This window comes from Stenotrophomonas rhizophila (genome assembly GCF_020857975.1).
Taxonomy (GTDB): Bacteria; Pseudomonadota; Gammaproteobacteria; order Xanthomonadales; family Xanthomonadaceae; genus Stenotrophomonas; species Stenotrophomonas rhizophila_C.
This window is the reverse complement of record NZ_JACWUO010000013.1, coordinates 101507-122280: the sequence shown is the minus strand read 5'-3', so window position 1 is coordinate 122280 and position 20774 is coordinate 101507. Positions and strand designations below refer to the sequence as shown.

The 20774-nt window shown below is 65.3% G+C and carries 18 protein-coding genes and 1 tRNA gene; 12 read left to right on the top strand and 7 right to left on the bottom strand.

Going from position 1 to position 20774, the window contains the following annotated elements; all coding sequences use genetic code 11:
* Window positions 1-342: 342 nt before the first annotated feature.
* The 3 genes from serC to aroA all read left to right on the top strand — a co-directional run bounded on the left by serC (window position 343) and on the right by aroA (window position 4105).
* Window positions 343-1428: a 3-phosphoserine/phosphohydroxythreonine transaminase gene (serC, locus tag IC535_RS13510; RefSeq protein WP_228886428.1), complete on the top strand. Its 1086-nt coding sequence runs from the start codon at window positions 343-345 to the stop codon at window positions 1426-1428.
* 52 nt (window positions 1429-1480) lie between these two features.
* Window positions 1481-2680, top strand: a complete 1200-nt coding sequence (gene pheA / locus IC535_RS13505; protein ID WP_228886429.1) for a prephenate dehydratase — start codon at window positions 1481-1483, stop codon at window positions 2678-2680.
* Window positions 2681-2797: 117 nt separating this feature from the next.
* On the top strand, window positions 2798-4105 hold the full coding sequence (gene aroA / locus IC535_RS13500) for a 3-phosphoshikimate 1-carboxyvinyltransferase (RefSeq protein WP_228886430.1): 1308 nt from the start codon (window positions 2798-2800) through the stop codon (window positions 4103-4105).
* 155 nt (window positions 4106-4260) lie between these two features.
* Here aroA and IC535_RS13495 read toward each other — a convergent pair whose 3' ends face one another.
* Window positions 4261-4839, bottom strand: a complete 579-nt coding sequence (locus IC535_RS13495; RefSeq protein ID WP_228886431.1) for an energy transducer TonB — start codon at window positions 4837-4839, stop codon at window positions 4261-4263.
* A 155-nt stretch (window positions 4840-4994) separates the two neighbouring features.
* Window positions 4995-5627, bottom strand: coding sequence for an energy transducer TonB (locus IC535_RS13490; RefSeq protein WP_228886432.1), 633 nt, complete (start codon window positions 5625-5627; stop codon window positions 4995-4997).
* Window positions 5628-5737: 110 nt separating this feature from the next.
* Here IC535_RS13490 and serS point away from each other — a divergent pair, with 110 nt between their 5' ends.
* Entirely contained in the window at window positions 5738-7018 is a 1281-nt protein-coding gene (gene serS, locus IC535_RS13485; RefSeq protein WP_228886433.1) for a serine--tRNA ligase, read from the top strand.
* 124 nt (window positions 7019-7142) lie between these two features.
* Here serS and IC535_RS13480 read toward each other — a convergent pair whose 3' ends face one another.
* Together IC535_RS13480 and IC535_RS13475 are read right to left on the bottom strand one after the other, a co-directional pair.
* On the bottom strand, window positions 7143-7493 hold the full coding sequence (locus IC535_RS13480; RefSeq protein WP_228886434.1) for a ligand-binding protein SH3: 351 nt from the start codon (window positions 7491-7493) through the stop codon (window positions 7143-7145).
* A gap of 199 nt (window positions 7494-7692) precedes the next feature.
* Window positions 7693-8271, bottom strand: coding sequence for an FMN-dependent NADH-azoreductase (locus IC535_RS13475; RefSeq protein ID WP_228886435.1), 579 nt, complete (start codon window positions 8269-8271; stop codon window positions 7693-7695).
* Window positions 8272-8393: 122 nt separating this feature from the next.
* On the opposite strand from IC535_RS13475, the gene IC535_RS13470 reads away from it, so the two are divergent.
* The 5 genes from IC535_RS13470 to IC535_RS13445 all read left to right on the top strand — a co-directional run bounded on the left by IC535_RS13470 (window position 8394) and on the right by IC535_RS13445 (window position 12827).
* A complete protein-coding gene (locus tag IC535_RS13470) occupies window positions 8394-9386 on the top strand; it encodes a LysR substrate-binding domain-containing protein (protein ID WP_267473001.1) in 993 nt (330 codons plus the stop codon).
* A 153-nt stretch (window positions 9387-9539) separates the two neighbouring features.
* Window positions 9540-9629: transfer RNA gene (locus tag IC535_RS13465), tRNA-Ser, on the top strand.
* A gap of 377 nt (window positions 9630-10006) precedes the next feature.
* Window positions 10007-10780: a phytanoyl-CoA dioxygenase family protein gene (locus tag IC535_RS13460; protein WP_228958690.1), complete on the top strand. Its 774-nt coding sequence runs from the start codon at window positions 10007-10009 to the stop codon at window positions 10778-10780.
* Window positions 10781-10785: 5 nt separating this feature from the next.
* Window positions 10786-11982 carry a methyltransferase domain-containing protein gene (locus IC535_RS18815; protein WP_306433091.1) on the top strand — a complete coding sequence of 399 codons (1197 nt, stop codon included), beginning with the start codon at window positions 10786-10788 and terminating at the stop codon, window positions 11980-11982.
* Window positions 11979-12827 (top strand): hypothetical protein, encoded by an 849-nt coding sequence (locus tag IC535_RS13445; RefSeq protein ID WP_228886438.1) that lies wholly within the window; start codon window positions 11979-11981, stop codon window positions 12825-12827. Before IC535_RS18815 ends, IC535_RS13445 begins: the two co-directional genes overlap by 4 nt.
* Before the next feature lie 167 nt (window positions 12828-12994).
* Here the strand turns inward: IC535_RS13445 and IC535_RS18740 are convergent, their stop codons facing one another.
* The 3 genes from IC535_RS18740 to IC535_RS13435 are packed head-to-tail and all read right to left on the bottom strand — an operon-like array spanning window position 12995 to window position 16388.
* Entirely contained in the window at window positions 12995-13120 is a 126-nt protein-coding gene (locus IC535_RS18740; protein ID WP_267473002.1) for a hypothetical protein, read from the bottom strand.
* Window positions 13117-14247: a PepSY-associated TM helix domain-containing protein gene (locus IC535_RS13440; protein ID WP_228886439.1), complete on the bottom strand. Its 1131-nt coding sequence runs from the start codon at window positions 14245-14247 to the stop codon at window positions 13117-13119. The genes IC535_RS18740 and IC535_RS13440 overlap by 4 nt, the downstream gene beginning before the upstream one ends.
* 8 nt (window positions 14248-14255) lie before the next feature.
* A complete protein-coding gene (locus IC535_RS13435) occupies window positions 14256-16388 on the bottom strand; it encodes a TonB-dependent siderophore receptor (RefSeq protein WP_228886440.1) in 2133 nt (710 codons plus the stop codon).
* Between the two features lie 285 nt (window positions 16389-16673).
* Between IC535_RS13435 and IC535_RS13430 the strand changes: the two genes are divergently transcribed.
* The 3 genes from IC535_RS13430 (at window position 16674) to IC535_RS13420 (ending at window position 20728) form a co-directional block, all read left to right on the top strand.
* Entirely contained in the window at window positions 16674-17570 is an 897-nt protein-coding gene (locus IC535_RS13430) for a hypothetical protein (RefSeq protein WP_228886441.1), read from the top strand.
* A gap of 31 nt (window positions 17571-17601) precedes the next feature.
* Window positions 17602-19794, top strand: coding sequence for an XVIPCD domain-containing protein (locus IC535_RS13425; RefSeq protein ID WP_228886442.1), 2193 nt, complete (start codon window positions 17602-17604; stop codon window positions 19792-19794).
* A gap of 160 nt (window positions 19795-19954) precedes the next feature.
* Window positions 19955-20728: an SDR family oxidoreductase gene (locus IC535_RS13420; RefSeq protein ID WP_228886443.1), complete on the top strand. Its 774-nt coding sequence runs from the start codon at window positions 19955-19957 to the stop codon at window positions 20726-20728.
* Window positions 20729-20774 lie beyond the last annotated feature (46 nt).

The window sequence follows — 20774 nt, the reverse complement described above, 5'->3', positions numbered from 1 at the left end:
CTCCTCATGGCAATGGACCCGCCCGTAGTGCCGCCGGCCGCTGGCCGGCTCCTCATGGCAATGGACCCGCCCGTAGTGCCGCCGGCCGCTGGCCGGCTCCTCATGGCAATGGACCCGCCCGTAGTACCGCCGGCCGCTGGCCGGCTCCTCATGGCAATGGACCCGCCCGTAGTGCCGCCGGCCGCTGGCCGGCTCCTCATGATCCCGGCAGGATCCGCACCGAACTGACCAGCACGCAGCACTGCCCCGATAGATTCCAATGCAACCAATTTCGCCTTGCCCGGCAAGGCCTAAAGCCTGGTGCGCTGCGGCATACTAGGGGTCTTGCCCCATAGGTGTGACATGACGCGCGCGTTCAATTTCAGTGCCGGCCCTGCAACCCTGCCGGAATCGGTCCTGCGCAAGGCGCAGGAAGAGATGTTGGAATGGAACGGCGCTGGCGCCTCCATTGTCGAAATGAGCCACCGCGGCCCGGAGTTCATGGCCGTGGCCGCCCAGGCCGAGGCCGATCTGCGCCGCCTGATCGGCATCCCCGACGACTACGCCGTGCTGTTCCTGGCCGGTGGCGCCACCACCCAGCAGGCCCTGCTGGCGCTGAACTTCGCCCAGCCCGGGCAGACCGTGGACTACGTGCTCACCGGGCACTGGGGCAAGACCGCGATCAGGCAGGTCGCCCCCTACGTCAACGTCAACATCGCCGCCAGCAGCGAAGCCAATGGCTTCCACGACATCCCCGCGCGCGATGCCTGGCAGCTGTCCGATGACGCCGCCTACGTGCACATCACCGCCAACGAGACCATCCACGGCGTGGAGTTCCACGACACCCCCGACGTGGGCAAGGTGCCGCTGTTCGCCGATTTCAGCTCGTCCATCGCCAGCGAACCGCTGGATGTCGGCAAGTACGGCCTGATCTATGCCGGTGCGCAGAAGAACCTCGGCCCGGTCGGGGTCTCGGTATTGATCGTGCGCCGCGACCTGCTCGAGCGCAGCGGCCAGCCGCGCGCGGACATCTTCGATTACCGCTCGCACGTGGCGCGCGATTCCATGCTCAACACCCCGCCAACCTGGAACTGGTACCTGGCCGGGCTGGTGTTCCAGTGGATGCTGGCCGAAGGCGGCGTGGAAGAGTTTGCCCGCCGCAACGCGGCCAAGGCGGCGCTGGTCTACGGCGCCATCGACGGCTCCGGCGGCTTCTACCGCAACCAGGTGGTGCCAGCCGCCCGCTCGCGCATGAATATCCCGTTCTTCCTGCCCGACGACACCCTCAACGCGCGTTTCGTCAGCGAGTCCAAGGCCGCCGGTCTGCTGGCGCTGAAGGGCCACGCCGCGGTCGGCGGCATTCGTGCCTCGCTGTACAACGCCCTGCCGGTGGAGGGCGCCCAGGCACTGGTGGCCTTCATGGCCGACTTCCAGCAGCGCCACGGCTGAGTCTCTCGTTTCAACCGGGGCGCCCGCCGCCCCACTGCACCTGGAACCCCTGATGGCCAAACAACCCGCCAAGCCCACGCCCAAGACCCGCGCCGCCAAGGCCGCGCCGACCAGGACCAAGGCCGCCGCCAAGGCCACGCCCGAGCGCAAGCGCGCTGCCAAGCCCGTCGCCGCGCCGGTGCTGTCGGACGTGCGCGCCAAGATCGACCACATCGACCGCAGCATCCAGGCGCTGATCGCCGAGCGCGCCAATTTCGCCCACCAGGTCGGCAAGGCCAAGGGCAAGCTGGCCGCCGCGGTGGACTACTACCGGCCCGAACGCGAAGCGCAGGTGCTGCGCATGGTGGTGGACCGCAACGAAGGCCCGCTCAGCGATGAAGTGCTGGTGCACGTGTACCGCGAAATCATGTCGGCCTGCCTGGCCCAGCAGGAGCCGTTGAAGATCGGCTACCTCGGCCCGGAAGGCACCTTCAGCCAGCAGGCCGTGCTCAAGCACTTCGGCCGTTCGGCGCTGGGCCTGCCGCTGGCCAGCATCGAGGAAGTGTTCCAGGAAGTGGAAGCGGGCAACGCCGATTTCGGCGTGGTGCCGGTGGAAAACTCGGGGCAGGGCACCATCCAGATCACCCTGGACATGTTCCTGACCTCCAACCTGAAGATCTGCGGCGAAGTGGAACTGCGCGTGCAGCAGTACCTGATGTCGCGCAGCGGCCGGCTGGAGGATGTCGAACGCGTCTACGGCCACCCGCAGTCGTTCATGCAGACCTCCTCGTGGCTGCGCGCCAACCTGCCCAAGGCCGAGAAGATCCCGGTCTCCAGCAACGCCGAAGGCGCACGCCGCGCGCGCAACGCCGAAGACGCCGCCGCCATCGGCGGGGAAAGCGCCGGGCACGTGTACGGCCTGAAGAAGGTGGTCACCAAGCCGATCCAGAACGACGCGGACAACACCACCCGCTTCCTGGTCATCGGCCGCAACATCTTCCCGACCTCCGGCCACGACCGCACCTCGGTGCTGGTGTTCATCCACGACAAGCCCGGCGCGTTGTTCGACGTGCTCAGCCCGTTCGCCCGCCACGGCATCAGCATGAACCGCATCGAGTCGCGCCCCTCGCACAACGCCAAGTGGGAGTACGGCTTCTTCATCGACCTGGCCGGCCATGTCGAGGACGATGCGATGCAGGCGGCGCTGGCCGAACTGGAAGCGCACTCGGCGCAGATCAAGATCCTCGGTTCCTATCCGGTGGCCGTGCCCTGACCCGAACGGCGTAGCGGCCTTGCCCGCTACGCCCGGCCCGGCGCCCCTGCGGGCGCTGCGGCCACTCCCGCATACCGTTGCATCGCCGCCGCGGCGGCCCGCCCCCTAGGATTTTCGATGACCGCTACTCCGTACTGGATCGCCCACAAGGGCCAGCCCCTGCAGGGCAGCCTGACCATTCCCGGCGACAAGTCCGTCTCGCACCGCTCGGTGATGTTCGCCGCGCTGGCCGATGGCATTTCGCGCATCGACGGCTTCCTCGAAGGCGAGGACACCCGCGCCACCGCCGCGATCTTCGCCCAGATGGGCGTGCGCATCGATACCCCATCGCCGTCGCAGCGCATCGTGCACGGCGTCGGCGTGGATGGCCTGAAGGCACCCAGCGCACCGCTGGATTGCGGCAACGCCGGCACCGGCATGCGCCTGCTCGCCGGCCTGCTGGCGGCGCAGCCGTTCGATTCGGTGATGGTCGGCGATGAGTCGCTCTCCCGCCGTCCGATGCGCCGGGTCACCGGCCCGCTGGCGCTGATGGGCGCGAAGATCGACACCGAGGCCGACGGCACCCCGCCACTGCGCGTGCACGGTGGTCAGTCCTTGAAGGGCATTGATTTCACCTCGCCGGTGGCCAGCGCCCAGGTCAAATCGGCGGTGCTGTTGGCCGGCCTGTACGCCGACGGCGAAACCTCGGTCAGCGAGCCGCATCCCACCCGCGACTACAGCGAGCGCATGCTGCGCGCCTTCGGCGTGGACATTACCTTCTCGCCCGGCAAGGCCCGCCTGCGTGGTGGCCAGCGCCTGCGCGCCACCGACATCGTGGTGCCGGCCGATTTCTCCTCGGCGGCGTTCTTCCTGGTGGCCGCCAGCATCATCCCCGGGTCCGAACTGCGCCTGCGCGCGGTCGGCCTCAACCCGCGCCGCACCGGCCTGCTGGCCGCATTGCGGTTGATGGGTGCGGACATCACCGAAGAAAACCACGCCGAGCAGGGCGGCGAAGCGGTGGCCGACCTGGTGGTGCGGCATGCACCGCTGCACGGCGCACAGATTCCCGAGGCCCTGGTGCCGGACATGATCGACGAATTCCCGGCCCTGTTCGTGGCCGCCGCCGCCGCGCAGGGCAACACCGTGGTGCGCGGTGCGGCCGAACTGCGGGTCAAGGAATCCGACCGCCTCGGCGCGATGGCCACCGGCCTGCGCGCGCTGGGCGTGCAGGTGGATGAAACCGAGGACGGCGCCACCATTCACGGCGGCGCGGCACTGGGCAGCGGCACCATCGAAAGCCACGGCGACCACCGCATCGCCATGGCCTTCGCCATCGCCGGCCAGCTCAGCAGCGGGGAAGTGCGCATCAACGACATCGCCAACGTCGCTACCTCGTTCCCGGATTTCGACGGCCTGGCCACCGGCGCCGGTTTCGGCCTGCGCTGACCTCGAACCGCGCGACCGGGTAGGTCCGACCCATGGTCGGATGCCCTTCGTCCCGGCACCGCGATGCCCGGGCAGCAGGTGTACGGGCATCGGATGCAACGCAAAAAGAACGGAGGCCATCGGCCTCCGTTTTTCGTTGCGCGTTACCGCCGTGGTTACCGCTCGGTGCGGAAATCCACCGGCACCCGCACCACGCTGGCCACCGCGCGGCCATTGTGCATGGCCGGCTCGAACTGCCAGTCGCGCACGGTGCCCAGCACCGCACGATCCAACTCGCGGTCACGCGCGCCGCTGCGCTGCACGATGGCAGCGTCGGTCACCTGGCCGCGCGGGTCCACGTTCAAGCTGGCCACCACGCTGCCCTCCACGCCGCTGCGCAGCGCCGAGGTCGGGTAGGCCGGCTTGGCATTACTGGCCAGCGGCCGCGCATCGCGGTTGCGTACTGCCGGCACCGCCTTGCGCTGGGTCGTAGCCGGTGCGGCCTGGCGGGTCGCCGGGGCCGGGGGAGCGGTGGCCACCGGCGTCTGCGTGGCCGGCAGCATGCGCTCGCCCACTGGCGCGCTGGCGGTTTCATCGGGGTTGGCATAGCGCAGCCACACCAGCGCGGCGGCGAACATCGCCACGATCAGCGCCATCCACAGCCACGGCGAGGCGGCGCGGCGGTTCGGTTCATCGGTCACATCGCGCTGGTGCTGCGGCGAGGCGTGCATGTCCGGGGCATGGGTAACACTCATGGCTGACTCCTGGTGTCGGTTGACGCCTGCAGTCTTGCCCGGGTCTGGTTGCCGGTGTGTCAGCGCAACGTCAACGCGGCGGTTGCGGTGCCGGCGAGGTTCAGTTTGCTGAGCCGTTGCCGATCAGCATCGTGAAAACGGCGCTGACGCGTTGCTCACTGCGGCTTGAAGTCGAACGGCACTTCAATACTGCCCGGCACCGGCTGGCCATTGCTCTGCGCCGGCACGAAGCGCCAGCGGCGCACGGCCTCGGCCGCAGCGCGGTCCAGCTCGCGCGAACCGCTGCGCTGGATGAGGGTTACCGCCGAGGGCGCGCCACTGGCGTCCACGTCCACCCGCACCACCACGCTGCCGCTGTCGCCACGGCGCAGGGCGGCCGGCGGATAGGCCGGTGGCGGCGACTGCCCGGCAATCGGCTGCGGGCGGTCGCTGCCCACCGCAGCGGCCGGGGCGGCCTCCGGTGGCGCGGCCGCCGGGGCGGCAGGCGGGGGCGGCGGGGTAGTTTCCACCAGTTGCGGCTTGTCCTCGCCGGCAGGCGGTGCCTTGGCATCGGGCATGTCGCTGGAACCGGCCGCCGCGGCCAGCGGCTCGGGCAGTGGCTCGATCTCGGCCGCCTGCTGCGGGGTCTGTGCCGGCCCGGCCTTGTAGAAGTCGTCGTTGCGGCTGCTCAGCCACACCACCAGGAACAGCGCGATGCCCACGGCAAAGGCGATGCCGGCGATCATCAGGCTACGCCGGGGCAGGTGGAAGGTGATGTTCTTGCCAGAGGGAGTGCGGGAAGCGGACATGAGCCATACCGTGGTGAACAGCCCGATTCTGCCACGGCCGGCCTGACTGGCGGCAGAAATCCGCGTAACAGGCGATAATCGCGTTCCGAACCTGCAACCAGCCCGACGCCATGCTCGATCCAGCCCTGCTTCGCCAACACCCCGCCGACCTTGCCGAACGCCTGCGCTCCTCGCGCGGTTTCGAGCTGGATGTGTCCGGGCTGGAGTCGCTGGAGGCCGACCGCAAGCGCATCCAGGTGCGCACCCAGGAACTGCAGAGCCTGCGCAACAGCCGCTCCAAGGCGATCGGCCAGGCCAAGGCCAAGGGCGAAGACGTCTCGGCGATCATGGCCGAAGTGGCCGCCTTCGCCGATGAACTCAAGGCTTCCGAAGTAGCCCTGGACGAGCTGCGCGAAAAGATCGAAGCGATCGCGCTGGGCATCCCCAACCTGCCGGCCGCCGATGTGCCGGCCGGTGCGGACGAAAGCGAAAACGTCGAGCAGAAGCGCTGGGGCACCCCGCGCAGCTTCGACTTCGCCGTGCTCGACCATGTCGAACTGGGCGCACGCCACCACTGGCTGGACGCGGAAACCGCGGCCAAGCTGTCCGGCGCGCGCTTCACCGTGCTGCGCGGCCCGATCGCGCGCCTGCACCGCGCGCTGGCCCAGTTCATGCTCGACCTGCACGCCGGCGAGCATGGCTACGAAGAAACCAACGTGCCGCTGCTGGTCAACGCCGACTCCCTGCGCGGCACCAGCCAGCTGCCCAAGTTCGAGGACGACCTGTTCAAGACCGCCGTGGGCGAGTCCACGCGCTACCTGATCCCGACCTCGGAAGTGCCGCTGACCAACATCGTGCGCGATGACATCCTCGACGCCGAGCGCCTGCCGCTGCGCATGACCGCCCATTCGCTGTGCTTCCGTGCCGAAGCCGGCAGCGGCGGCCGCGACGTGCGCGGCATGATCCGCCAGCACCAGTTCGAGAAGGTGGAACTGGTCACCGCCTGTACCCCCGAGCAGAGCGAGGACGAACACCAGCGCATGACCCGCTGCGCCGAAGTGGTGCTGGAAAAGCTCGGCCTGCCGTACCGCAAGGTGCTGCTGTGCACCGGCGACATGGGCTTTGCCGCGGTCAAGACCTACGACCTGGAAGTGTGGCTGCCTTCGCAGGCCACCTACCGCGAGATTTCCTCGTGCTCCAACTGCGGCGACTTCCAGGCCCGCCGCATGCAGGCGCGCTGGCGCAACCCGGACACCGGCAAGCCCGAGCTGCTGCATACCCTCAACGGTTCCGGCGTCGCGGTGGGCCGGGCGATGATCGCGGTGATGGAGAACTACCAGAACGCCGACGGCAGCATCACCGTCCCCGACGCGCTCAAGCCCTACATGGGCGGCCTGGACACCATCGCCTGAACCGAAAAACCCGCCGAAAGGCGGGTTTTTTTTGTTTACGCCCCCGGGTAGAGCCACCCCATGGGTGGCTGCCATAACGTCCGCGCATCACCTGCAGCCACCCATGGGGGTGGCTCTACCGGTGTTACACAACCTGCAGCACCCGCAGCGGTACCCAGCCTTCCCGTCCGCCACGGACCGCTACGCACCACACCCAGCCATTGAGCACCCGTCCCCCGGCCAGTTCCTGGTCCGGGTCCACATCCAGTTCGCGCGCGCAGTAGTCTTCCTGCGCGAAGGCCTCGCCCAGCCCGTCGCGCCCGATCACCTGGGCCGGCACCCAGCCGGGCAGCTGGCCGGCCGCTTCGCACAGGTACCAGTCGTCCCAGCCTTCGGGCCCCTGGTAGCGTTCACCCACCTGCAGCGCCTGGCCGCGCGCCAGGGTGATGGGGTGGGGGAACTCACTGCGGTGCGGGGCGATGACCAGATAGCGCATGCGCGGCGATCCAGGGGAACAGGTGGCCAGCGTAGTAAAACCGGCCGGCCCTGCCCAGCACCCGCCTCGCGTTTGCGGCATCGAAAAAAAGATGGCCCCGGAAGGGGCCATCAGGCGCAACACCGGCGAGGGAGAGAGAACCGGTGCTGCGCCACCACGCCACCACGACGAGGGGGAGGGAGCGGCGTGGCGTTGCGACTCAGGCCGCCAGGGCCTGCGGCTGCGGCAGCGCGGCCAGGGCCCCGGCGATCGCATCGGTGCGGTGCTGCGGCGAATAGGCGATGCCCTCGGCGCGCACGAACTCCACGTTGTCGATCCCGAAGAAGGCGAACACCTGGCGCAGGTAGGGATCCTGGAAGTCGGTCGGCGCACCGGTATGCAGGCCGCCGCGGCTGCTGGCCACGATCACCCGCTTGCCACCGGCCAGGCCCACCGGGCCGTTTTCGGTGTACTTGAAGGTGCGCCCGGCCACGGCCAGGCGGTCGATCCAGGCTTTCAGGGTGGACGCGACGCTGAAGTTGTACATTGGGGAACCGATCACGACCACGTCCGCGTCCAGGAACTGGGTCAGCACCTGTTCGGCGTCGGCCGCTTCGGCCGGGTCGGACTGGGCCAGCGAACTGCTGCGCAGGTGGGCCACCGGCTGGGCGTCCAGGTCGCGGTAGCTGACCTGCAGGTCAGGCACCTGGTCGCGCCACTGCTGGACCACCGCAGCCGAGAGCTGGCGGGAAACCGAGTTGTCGCCAAGCACGCTGGCGTCGATGTGAAGAAGCTTCATGGCAGTCACCTGATTCTGGGGAGGGGCGGAAGTCGCCGCCGACGGAGATCAGGTTAGGTTGTTGCATCCGTAGGATAAAGGTGGTTGAATACCACATATTGTTCTATATCTGGAACTCGAGCATGCAGGACCTCAACGACCTTTACTACTTCGCTATGGTGGTCGACCACGGCGGTTTCGCCGCGGCCGAGCGCGCCCTGGGCATCCCCAAATCGCGCCTGAGCCGGCGCATCAGCCAGCTGGAAACCGACCTGGGCGTACGCCTGCTGCAGCGTTCCACACGCCGCTTCGCGGTCACCGACGTGGGCACCAGCGTGCACCGCCACGCCCAGACCATGCTCGCCGAGGCCCAGGCCGCGCGCGAGGTGGTGGACCGCCTCAGCGCCGAACCGCGCGGCCTGGTCCGCGCCAGCGTGCCGGTGTCGCTGGCGCAGATGCAGCTGCCCAAGCTGCTGCCCAAATTCCTGGCCCAGTACCCCAAGGTGCGCCTGCAGCTGAACATCAGCAACCGCCGCGTGGACATCATCAATGAAGGCTACGACGTCGCCCTGCGCGTGCGCTCGCGGCTGGATGACGACGGCAGCCTGGTCATGCGCAGCTTCGGCCAAGTGCAGGAACTGCTGGTGGCCAGCCCGAAATACCTCGACCGCGCCGGCCGCCCGAAGGACCCTGACGAACTGATCAACCACGTCACCCTGAGCATCAGCGAAGACGAGGCGCGCCAACGCTGGGAACTGCATGGCCCGGAAGGCGCGGTACGCCGCGTGGACCTGCAGCCGCGCGTGGCCGGTTTCGATTTCCCACTGCTGCAGAGCATGGTCAAGGACGGCTTCGGCATCACCATGCTGCCCGAAACCGTCTGCGCCGACGCGGTGCGCAACGGCGAGCTGGAAGTGGTGCTGCCGGAATGGTCGTTGCCGCAGGGCATCTGCCACGCCGTGTTCGCCTCCCGCCGCGGCCTGCTGCCGGCGGTACGGGTGTTCATCGACTTCCTGGCCGAACACCTGCCGCCGCAGCTGGAGGCTTCGCGCCTGGATTGCGGCGGCGCGTGCGAGCGCGCCAAGGAGAAGATCCGCGCCAGCGCGCTGGGTGCATTGGCGGTCGACGCAGGCTGATCGCGCCGCGTGCCGGGTGGGCAAAACCCACCCGAGGTGCGAGAATGCGACCCCCGGCCAACGCCGGGGAGCCATACCGGCCGGGGCCGCCCCCGACCGGCTGCCCCGGCCGCAACGACCGGGGCACGCGGAACGCGACAGCGTCACCGATACGGAGAGATGGCCGAGCGGTTTAAGGCACCGGTCTTGAAAACCGGCGAAGGGTCAAACCTTCCGTGGGTTCGAATCCCACTCTCTCCGCCAAATCGTCCATCGCCTCCGCCATAAATACCTAAGAAATCCCGCGAGTTAGACGCTCTGCGGGATTTTTTTTGCCCGCTGAATTGTCCCCTCAACTATCAAATCGACTATCAACCGATGTGCGCCATTCAATGGCCGTTCATGCGTGTCCGTGGCTGCCGGTGGACGGCTCGGTTTTTCCGACGAGCGGATCGCCATGCCAGCGACCTTGAATCTCTCGATCAATCGGATCAAACAACTTCTGTTTCGGTATGAAAAATTTCTATCACAGGGGATTTTCAGGTTGTTGCGATCTGCTCGACGATGTATCTAAAGAACGCGATATGCGGTTGGGAGCATTTCTAGCCAAGGACGCTTTTGCGAGGCCTAAGGTGAGGACAATGACTGCAGAGCAACTTTACCAATTCGATCTCAATGGCTACGTGGTGGTGCCTGCCGCCATTGATAGCTCCCATCTCCGACGGCTGCTGGTCTATTGGTCAGAACACCTCACCGGCAACCGCCTGCACGACGTCAATTTTGACTGGGGCGAAGAGTGGCGGGCGTTGATTGATCTGGAGACGGTTTTTCCATTTCTGGATGAGGTGTTCCGCTCCAGATTCCGCCTGGATCACATGTTCTGTGTCGATGAACGCTTTGTCAGCAGCGGTGGCCGGTTGCACCATCAGGCCGATATGTTCGACGAGGGGATCTACTACTGGGTACGCAACCAGCGCGTCCACAGCGGTTTGGTGGCGGTGCAGTATGTTCTGTCCGACGTGACAGAAGCACAGAGCCATTTCTGCTGTATTCCTGGCTCACACCGCGCCAACTTTCCCGTGCCGGGGTGCTATCGGGAAGTCGAGGGCAATCCGATGCTACGACATTTGTTCCTGCGGGCAGGGGACGTGCTGATCTTCTCCGAGGCATTGGTTCACGGTACCTATGTGGTGCCCTCATCAGGCCCGCGCCGTTCCGTGTTCGCGCGTTACATGAACAATCATTCTTACTTCAGAAAGCCCTCGGATCAACGACCGATTCACGCGTTGCCGGCGACGCCCAATCATGCGGCGTCAGCTACGCCTGCGTTTCGGGTTGATCGCCTAACGCCACGACAGTACCAGTTGGTCGTTGAGCCCGCCTATGCCAGAGGGCATGCAGCCATAGGAGGTTAGCCGGTATGGAACCTGTCAGTGTCAAAGCCATCTTGCAAAGCCCGCACGGCGTACTGTTCGTCAAGAATCCCCGTGGTGAATGGGAATTGCCGGGCGGTCGGCCTGAAGCGGGGGAGGGACTGGAGGCCGCGCTCGCGCGTGAAGTGGAGGAAGAGTGCGGTTTGACGATCACCTCCGCTTGTTACCTTGACAGCCAGTCCTGCGAGATCATCCCTGGCCGGCGTGTGCTGCTGGTGTTTTTTCGCTGCGAGTACACCGGTCACGCGATGCGTCTAAGCGAGGAGCATACGGACTACCGCTGGGTGGACCTGGCAGGAGAACAGCCGACCCGGCTTCCCGATTTTTATTGGCAGGCTTGCAGCGCCGCTATGAACCGCACCTTGGCGATCCCAGCGTCACCGATGCAAACGCTGGACTACCCCTTGCCGACCGGGGAGTGTGACCGCAGGCGACTTCAGCTGATGGCGGCGATCTATGATCCGGCCACGACCGAGTTCTTGCTGCGTCATCTACCAAGCGAGGGACGCATTCTGGAGATTGGTTGCGGCCACGGTCAAATCGCCCGCTGGATGGCAGAGCGCAGTCCAAAGGCGAAGGTGTTGGGGCTCGATAGCAGCCCGGCACAGATTGCGGTGGCCAAGGCGAGTGAAGGCTCGGCCAATCTTGATTTTCGTGTTGGCGATATCACTCGGTGGGCAGAGGAGCATCGCTTCGACCTGATTGTCTGCCGCTTCGTGCTATTGCATCTCCAGGAGCGTGCGGCAGTCCTTCAGTCCTTGCTGGTCCTGCTTGGCTCGACGGGTACATTGGTGATTGAGGAACCCTCGCTGAGCAGCCTGTTTTGCGTGCCGAGGGTGCCCGCGTTTGAACAGGCCAATGCTGCGATTCTTGCTTACGGTCGATTGCATGGCCTTGACTATGATTGTGCCGCGGCATTGTGGGAAATGCTTGCCGGGCTGAAGGTCGAAATCCAGGAGGCCCGTTTCAGCCAGCCGACGGTATGGAGTGAGGAACATAAGCAAGTGGTTCGACTATCGTTCCAGGCGTTTAGCTCGCGCTTGGTGGAGGCGGGCGTTCTGGAGCCCGCTCAAGTGGCGCAGATCGTTGCATCGCTTGTCCGGGACTACGAGAGCCCGGCGGTGATTTCAAGTGGGTTGCGCACCTTGCAGATCGCAGTGACTCCCCGGAGTGGTCGGTCATGAAAGCAGTCACAGTCGAACGGGTCAGTCAGGGCATCTACGAACACATTCCCACCGAGGATGTGGTGGGCTATGTGCAGCGTGAGGACTCACTGTTGGCGTGGGCGATCGACGGGGCATCGACACTGACCGAGACACCCTTTACTACGTTCTCAGACGTGACCGATGCCGGCTGGTTCTCCCGCGAACTGTCCCGCCTGCTTGAGGAGCGGTTTCAGTACACGCGGTTCAGTCCGGCACAGCTGCGTTTGGTTCTACAAGAACTTCGCCAAGCCTACCGGCGGGCCGGTGGCGATGCGCGCCCCTTGTGGGCGTGGCCGGTCGCGGCGGCGACCGTGCTGGAGATCGATTTGTCCGTCAGCCCTGCGCGTTTGGCGAGTTACCACTATGCGGATTGTTTCATAGCCGCTTGGCCCGCAGCTGCTGAAGCTGAGCGCGTATTGGATGACGTCGTATTGCCGGCAGCCGTGTATGACCCCTGGAAGCCCTACTCCGGCTTTCAGGGAGTGCAGCGTGATCGGCTGTGGCTGCGTCGCGAGCAACAGCAGAGGAATGAGTCCAGCTCGGCGCTGACGCTCAACCCGGAAAGTGCGCTGAACGCGACCCTCCAGTCCGAGACACTTCACCGGCCAGGTCACGTACTGCTGGGCAGCGACGGCCTGTCGCGGATCTGGGATACCTATCACCTGATGACGCAGGAGCAGGCGTTGCAATGCGTTGTACAACACGGATTGCCCGCGTTGCTGGGTGTGTTGCGGGCCTTTGAGGCCAGTGCCCGGACGGGGGACACTGTGCTTAAACGTCGTGATGATGCCAGTGGCATTCATCTGTGTCTGGCGCAGCGATGAATCGCCCCGGCTTCTGTAGACGCCTCGAAGCCTTATTTTGATTGCTGCTTTTCGAACTCTATCGGATGTAGGTGATGTCGATCACCCTGACGCGCCCAGGTGCATCGCACCCGGGGGATCCGTGGAGCACTGGCCTCCTTCAGGCCATGTTGATCGGATAAGCGCCGCTACTTCATAGCCTCCAACGGCACCAGCGACGCCCACACCAGCAACAGCACCAGCCACAGCCAGCGCCAACGACCCATCCCAAGCCACGCCGCGCGCCAGGGCCCCGGCAGCTTTCCATGGCTCATGCCTGCCTCCTCTTTGCTGCCGATCGCAGCGAATCCACCGTGCGCAGTCCGTAGAGATACACGCCGGTAAAGCACAGCCCGGTCAGCAGGATGCCGGCCAGCAACCAGAGCAGTCGGATGGGCCAGCCACCGAAGCTGCCGAAGTGCAGGGGGTCGGCCATTTCGGCGATGCGCTGGTGGACCCCCAGCGCACGGCCGTCATGCATGCCCATCACTTGCCCGGTATGCAGGTCGACGGCGATGTTGTTTGCCCGCTCGCGCACCAGCCAGGCGTCGGCTTCGCCCATGAAGAGGATGCTGCCGCCGTCGCGCGCGGGAATGGCCGCGAGGATGTCCAGGCCGGGCCATTGCTGGCGGACGGTCCGCACCGCAGCGTCGACGGCAGCCGGATCTACCGCGGCAATGCGGTCGCCGCCCTTGGCCAGTCGCATGGTCGGTGCGGCCGGTGCATCGCCGCCGAGGGATTCGATCAGGTACCACGCCCCGGTCAGGCCGATCAACAGCAGGAACCATAGCGACCATACTCCGGCCAGGCGATGCACATCGCCCCACAGGCGGCGCGGTCGCGAAGCGTCGGGCCATTTCAGGAATCCACGCCACCACTTCTTGTAGATGTAGAGACTGCTGAGCAGCGAGAGCAGCAAGGGGATGGACAACGCCGTCACCAGTGGCACGCCCCAGGCCACCGGCAGCATCAGGTGGCGGTGGGTGTTGCGGAGCAGCCGCTGTGTATTGAACCAGCCGGTGTCGCCGTTCACCTGCGCGGTATACGGGTTGATCCAGACGAAGCGCCGCTTGCCGTCGGGCAGGCGCATCTGCGCGCGCGCGGCGAACAGTCGGGTGTGGCCGGCGCTGATGCCTTCCAGTTCCCAGTCCGGATGTGCTGTCTGTGCGGCATGGATGACCGCGCCCCAGCCGGCCTGCTCACCCCCATCGGCCACGCGCATGGGGGAATGCAGCAGCCAGTCGATCTCCTGGGAGAATACCGCCAGCGTGCCGGTGAGGCAGACAAAGCCCATGAACAGGCAGAGTTTCAGGCCCAGCCAACTGTGCAGGTCGAACCACAGCCGCCGGCCACTGCCGGCGCGTGCCGGGCGGGTGGGGGGCGCTGGCGAAGGCTGGCGCATGGGCGGGCTCAGAACGCGTAAGCGGCTTGCACGTACACCCGGCGCGGCTCACCCGGGAAGTGGCCGGTGCGCCCGGTGAAACCGCTGGCGGCATAGACCTTGTCGAACAGGTTCTTGACGTTGGCCTGGAACTGCCACTGCTGCCACTGTGTTTTCCAGCTCATGTCGAACACGGTGTACGGCTTTACCCGTTGGCCATCCAGGCTGACGCGCTCATCCACGTAATCGGCGCCGAAGCCGATCGCCGAGTTGATCGCCGGCAGCTCGTAGCGTGTCCACAGGCCGAGCTTGTTCTGCGGGGCATTGGCGAAGCGGTCGCCGGAGGCATTGGTGATGCCGTTGCTGCCGGCATCCTTCACCCGGGCATCGTTGTAGGCGTAGGTCAGGTTGAGCACCCAGCGTTCGGTGACATCGGCCAGCAGGTCCAGCTCCATGCCGGTACTGCGTACCAGGCCGAGGGCGGCCAGCTGGTTCACGCCGTCCACGATCTCGCCGGTGGCCTGCACGATATTGCTGCGGTCGATCCGGTAAGCGGCCAGGTTCAGGGTCACGCGCTCGGCCAGCAGGGATTTCAGGCCGACTTCCCACTGCCTGCTGCGCTCGGCATCGAACGGGCCGCCCGCTTCGGCGCTCTGGTTGGCTGCGCTCTGGGGCATGAATCCGCTGGCGATGTTGGCGTAGACATTGACGCCTTCGCGCACGGTGTAGGTGCTGCCCAGCCGCCAGCTGATGTCGTTGCCATCCACGGCGGTGCCGGCGATGCGGTCATCGTCCTTGAACCCGTCCCAGCGCAGTCCGGCCAGCACGTGCCAGCGCGGGGTCAGCGCCAGTTCGTCCTGCAGGTAGCCGCCATAGCGCTTGCTGCGCGTGCTGGTGCCGCGCCAGGGCAGGGCGGCCAGGTTGTAGTCCCGCCACGAGCTGGCGCCATACGCCGGGTTGAACAGGTCGATGCCGGGCACCGGGCCGGCACCCCGCGCCAGGTCGGCGCTGTTGGCCGTCTGCGCGGTGAAGTCGGCGTCCTGCTGGTAGACGTCGGCGCCGAACAGCAGCTTGTGCCCGATGCGGCCGGTGTTGAAGCGCCACACCGCGTTGCCGTTGGCGGTAAACGCGTCGTTGTCGCGAATCTGGTTGCGCAGCTGGCGGGTCATCCATTCGGGCACGCCATCGCGGTTGCGGTCGATCAGGCCCATCGGCTCGTGGTAGATCTGATGCTCGTTGTTCTCGAACCAGCGTGCGCCAAAATCGAGGTCCAGGTTGCTGCCGGGCGAGAAGCGGTACTGCACCAGCGCCACCTTGGCACGCATATCCAGGAAGTCGCTGGCTTCGTTATGGTTCCATCGCCGGTCGGTCAGGAAACTGCCGTTGTCGTCCACCGGCACGCCGCGCAGGCGGTTGCCGCCCAGGTTCTGGGTGATGTCGGTGAACTGCAGGGTCAACTCGCCGGTGTCGCCCACGTCGAAGGCCAGCGACGCATCGCCGATCACGCTCTCGCTGTCTGCGTTCCAGCGCACGCCCTGTTCGGTATCGCCATACAGCCCGGCGCGGTAGCGCACGCTGCCTGCGGCGTTCATTGGCCCGGTGGCCTCGACCGATCCCGCGCGGAAACCGTTGTTGCCGGCCTGCAGTTCGATGCGGCGCTCGGGCGTGGCTTTGGGCTTGCGCGTTACGTAGTTGATGACACCCCCGGCATCGCCGCCGCCATACAGCGCGCCTGCCGGTCCCTTCAGGACTTCCACGCGCTCGATGTTGAACAGCTGCGGCACCGAAAAGCCGGCATACGGGTCGCCGCGCAGGCCGTCGTACAGCACGTTTTCCTGGCGGAAGCCGCGCAGGGTCACGCCGGCGTAGCTGAAAAAGCTGATGCCGCTGATGCTGCGGTACAGATCGGTGATCTGGCGTGCAGCCTGGTCCTCGATCAGCTCGCGCGGTACCACCTGGATGGACTGCGGCACCAACGCCAGCGGCGTATCGGTGCGCGTCCCCACGGTCGCATCGTCCACCCGGTAAAGGGTCTGGGCCCGGCCATGCACCTGCACGGCATCCAGCTGGTGCACATCGGCGGAGGATGGCGGCGCTGCATGGGCCGAAGCGCAGGCTAGGGCCAGGCCCAAGGCGGAGATGGGAAGGGACGGGCAGGTCATCGGAGGGGCGGGAGGGGTAGTTGCGAATGAGAGATATTAACATGCGGGTCGGCCGGCGGTCAGCTGCCGGCGTTGGGCGCTCTGCCTGGCCGCTTGGGACAAGGCAGGCGCACATGGGGCGGCTCACGGTCCCGTCCGCGAGTGCCCCGAAGGTCCCTGGAACCTTGATAGGGGAAGGGAGTGGGGCAGGGCGGGGAGTTGAAGCAGGGGCAAAACAGTGGGATGCTTTTTGCCTGTCGCTTGACTGAAAAGCGAGAAAGAAGTGCACAAGGACTGGCCTGGACCATGGCATTGAACCCGCATCCATCGCTCCAGGCGCTGGCTCTTGAGTGCAGCGAGTGGTTGGAGAACGCTCGGAAGAAGGGCAAGGCCGAGCAGGCAGAGGCCGCAATCCAGAAGTTCCTGGACACGCCCGGTGCGTTGCATCAAAAGGCAGCGGGCCAGCTCAATGATCTGGCGCTTGTCTACGATGTCCGCAGCTGCGATGCCTTCTTCCGATCCGACATCGAAACACTGGCCGTATTCGTCCAGCGAGCCGTTCGCCTGCGCGCGCTGTTCTTCCGGTGGATGGGGATGTATTCGGACATGCGCCAGGACCTTGGCAACTGGCCCAGGGAATTTTCAGACAGCATGATGGCCATGGGGCCTTCCATGCTCTCCTGGTGGACCGAAGGCTCCGTCTGCGCGCAGCGCTACATCGAGATGGCGGAAAAGGACCAGCGCATCAATACGATGCCTGAAATGCGACGCATCAGGAATTCCACTTCCGATGTCTTCGCGGTCGCGCTGTTCTCGGCCGGGTTTGAAATTCCAACGCGCTTTGAACCTCTCAATCCGCTCATTCCCGAGTACCGGGCGGTGCTCGATGCCTGGAACACAGATGACCAGCTGAAGTTCCAGACTGTCATGCAGGTGGCTGCCGAATTCCACATCTCTCGAAGCAGGGAGAGCACCGACAGACAGAAGTTCGAGTTCGACGCGACGATGGATCGCGTGTTTCCGGCAGAACTTCTCGCCATCCAGGCGCTACGGCGCAGGCATGGCCTTCCCGAATTCGAGACGAATCATTCGCTTGTCGATGCGTCTTGGAAGGTCCTGCGTGACATCACATCCGTAGCCGCGTTTCCACTGGCTCAGGCCGTCGAAGAACGGCTGATCAAGGACTATCCGCAGTTCCGTTGATTCAATCCTGTCGTGAAGAATGGACTCTGACATGAACGATGCAACCCACCAGACTCGAAGTGCTGATATTGCCGCACTGGCCCAAGCGACCTCCGCAGATGGCCAGGTTGATTTAACCGCCTACCAAGCTTATCGATTGATCTACTCCCATCAGTCCATGGATGGGCTGGACGCCAGGAGCGTGGTCAACGACATTGTGAGGTCGCCTGCCTATGCATCCGAACAAGGACGAGAACAGGTAGGACCGCTGCTGGAGGCGATCACGACGCGGCTGCCGAGCGCTGACGCCAGGCGTTTTGCTGACGCGCTGGATGCCGCCAATGTCAATGAGTCCTGGGCCGAGCGGAACTACGAACGGTTCGTGGAAGAACCGGTCTCGGCCGGTTATGAGGCGGCCGCTGCCAAGGCGGGCGAAGCCTTGGGTTGGACGGACCAGCAGATCAGCGACAGCCTGGCCACTGCCAGGCGCTGGGCGGTTGAGGCACGTGACAACCCGCAGAACAGTTACCTGGACCGGGCAGCCGCAGGGCTGGCCGGCCATACCGCAGGAGAGGCGCAGGAAAGCTACGGGGCGATGAAGGGGGCCACGTCCCATGGCTTGAGCATGATTGGCGACACGATCGATCTGGCCATGCTCGCGCATCGTTTCAGCACAGATCGCGACTTCCGCAATTTTGTCATCGGTGCGGCGTCGATCTATGCCAACGATGCCATCGACGATCCTGGCAAGGTGCCGCGCGACATCCGAAATGCTGCCGTCGGTGCCTGGAACGAGTGGGAGGCCGGGCTTGAAAAGGCAACCCGGGAGGGTAAGGAGCAGGAGTATCTGGGGCAAGCCCAGGGCGCCGTTGCGATTGAGATCATCGCGACCTTCGTCCCTGTCACCAAACTCACCAGCCTGGCCAAGGTCGCCAAGGCGGCAGACGTCGCAGAAGACCTCGCCCCGGCGGCAGGAAACCTGGCGGGACGGGTGGAAGCCCGTGCCGCCAGGGAGTTGGCAGGCGAGCTGGTAGAGCTGGCTAACGATGCCCGGCGGGTACAAGCCAAGGGCGGTATCGCCGCCGAGGGCGCCGACCTGATGTTCCATGGCCTGGCTGGCATGAAGCGCAGCCAGGGCGAACTGGGTGAATTGGTCGAAGGCTTCCGGAAATCGGGAAGCCTGGATGGATTGCTGCAAAGCGGTGCGCTTTCTCCCCGGGAACTGGGCCATCTCGCCCGAAAAGACATCTCGGTGTTCGATGGACAGGTCTCAATGGAGAAAGCCATCGAGGCCTATGTGGGCAAGAGGGAATTGTCTGCGTTGACCGATCCGGAAGTGGGTGACATCGGTGAGGCCTTTGTCTCCCATGACCTCGCTCGCAGAGGCTATACCGATCTTGTTGCCATCCAGAACAAGCAGGGCCACGGCATTGATGTCGTCGGAAAGAATCCTGAAGGCAATTGGGAGAGCTTCGAGGTCAAAGCGTCAGTTCAAGGCTCAGCCCGCAAGCAATTTGGCAACCCGGAAGAATTCATCACCGACCGGCTTGAAAAGGCAAAGGCTGAGCAAGGTTCCTGGGCTCCCAGGAATATGTGGGAAGAACAAGCCCAGGCCACTGCTGCCAGGATCCTGGATGACACCGTGGATCTGACGACCGGCAAGGTCGATATCGGATCGAACTGGGCGAGAGTGAACATCGAGCGCGATCCGGCGACGGGGGCGATCAACGCTGCGCCCGAGATCGAGAAATGGAAGACGCCACTCGAACGCCAGCAGGATCGGCAGCTTGAACGAAGCCTTCGTCAAGAAAGCCAGGGCGGGAAGACGCCCGTGGATGCAGATCATCAGGACTTCGGTCTTCATCAGCAGATCACAGGCAAGGTCGCGGAGCTTGATTTGAAGCGTGGCCGCATCTTTGATGCCAGCAGTGAGCGCATGGCGGCCAGTCTGCTGACCCTGGCCAAGGACAATGGGTTGACGCAGGTTGATCACGTTGTTCTGAGTGCCAGGACCGGCCACCTGGCTGCAGCCCAGAACGTATATGTAGTCCAGGGATCACTTGATGACCCGGCCATGCTTCGTGCCCACATGCCAACCCAGCAGGCCACGCAGACGCCGGTGGAGCAGTCATTCAGTCAACTGGAGCAGGTCAACCAGCGCCTTGCCCAGCAGCAAGCCCAGCAACGCACGCTTGACCATGCGCAGGAACAGTCCCCGGGCGCGCCACAGACGCGGATGGTCTAAAAGGGCAGGGTGCGCCACCAGCACCAACAGCGTGATCTGCAGACCCAAAAAACCTCGATTGGATTGCTTTCCTGGATTATCCATCCAGCCAACGGCGGTTTATCGCCCCAGGTGAAACCGCCTAGGCTCGACGCTTCATCGACGCGTGAAGGAGTTTTCCATGGCAGACCATTCCATCCGGGGCAAGGTTGTCCTCATCGCCGGCGGCGCCAAGAACCTCGGCGGCCTGATCGCCCGCGACCTGGCCGCGCAGGGCGCCAAGGCCGTGGTGATCCACTACAACAGCGCCGCCTCCAGGGCCGATGCCGACGCCACCGTCGCCGCGGTGCAGGCCAGAGGTGCGCAGGCCGTGGCGCTGCAGGGCGACCTGAGCACGGCCGGCGCGGTCGAAAAGCTGTTCGCCGACGCGGTCGCGGCGGTCGGCAAGCCCGACATCGCCATCAATACCGTCGGCAAGGTGCTCAAGAAGCCCATGGCCGAGATCAGCGAGGCCGAATACGACCAGATGACGGCGGTCAATTCCAAGACCGCTTTTTTCTTCCTCAAGGAAGCCGGCAGGAATCTCAACGACAACGGCAAGATCTGCACGATCGTGACCTCGCTGCTGGGTGCCTTCACCCCGTTCTACGCCGCCTACGCAGGCACCAAGGCGCCGGTGGAGCATTTCACCCGTGCGGCGTCCAAGGAGTTCGGTGCACGCGGCATCTCGGTCACGGCCGTCGGCCCGGGCCCGATGGACACGCCCTTCTTCTATCCGGCCGAGGGCGCCGATGCGGTGGCCTACCACAAGACGGCCGCGGCGCTTTCGCCCTTCAGCAAGACCGGCCTGACCGACATAGAGGATGTCGTGCCCTTCATCCGCCACCTGGTGAGCGACGGCTGGTGGATCACCGGGCAGACCATCCTCATCAATGGTGGGTACACCACCAAGTAGGCATCCATGCCCGCCGCCGGGGCCGAAGCCCGGGCGATAGTTGAAC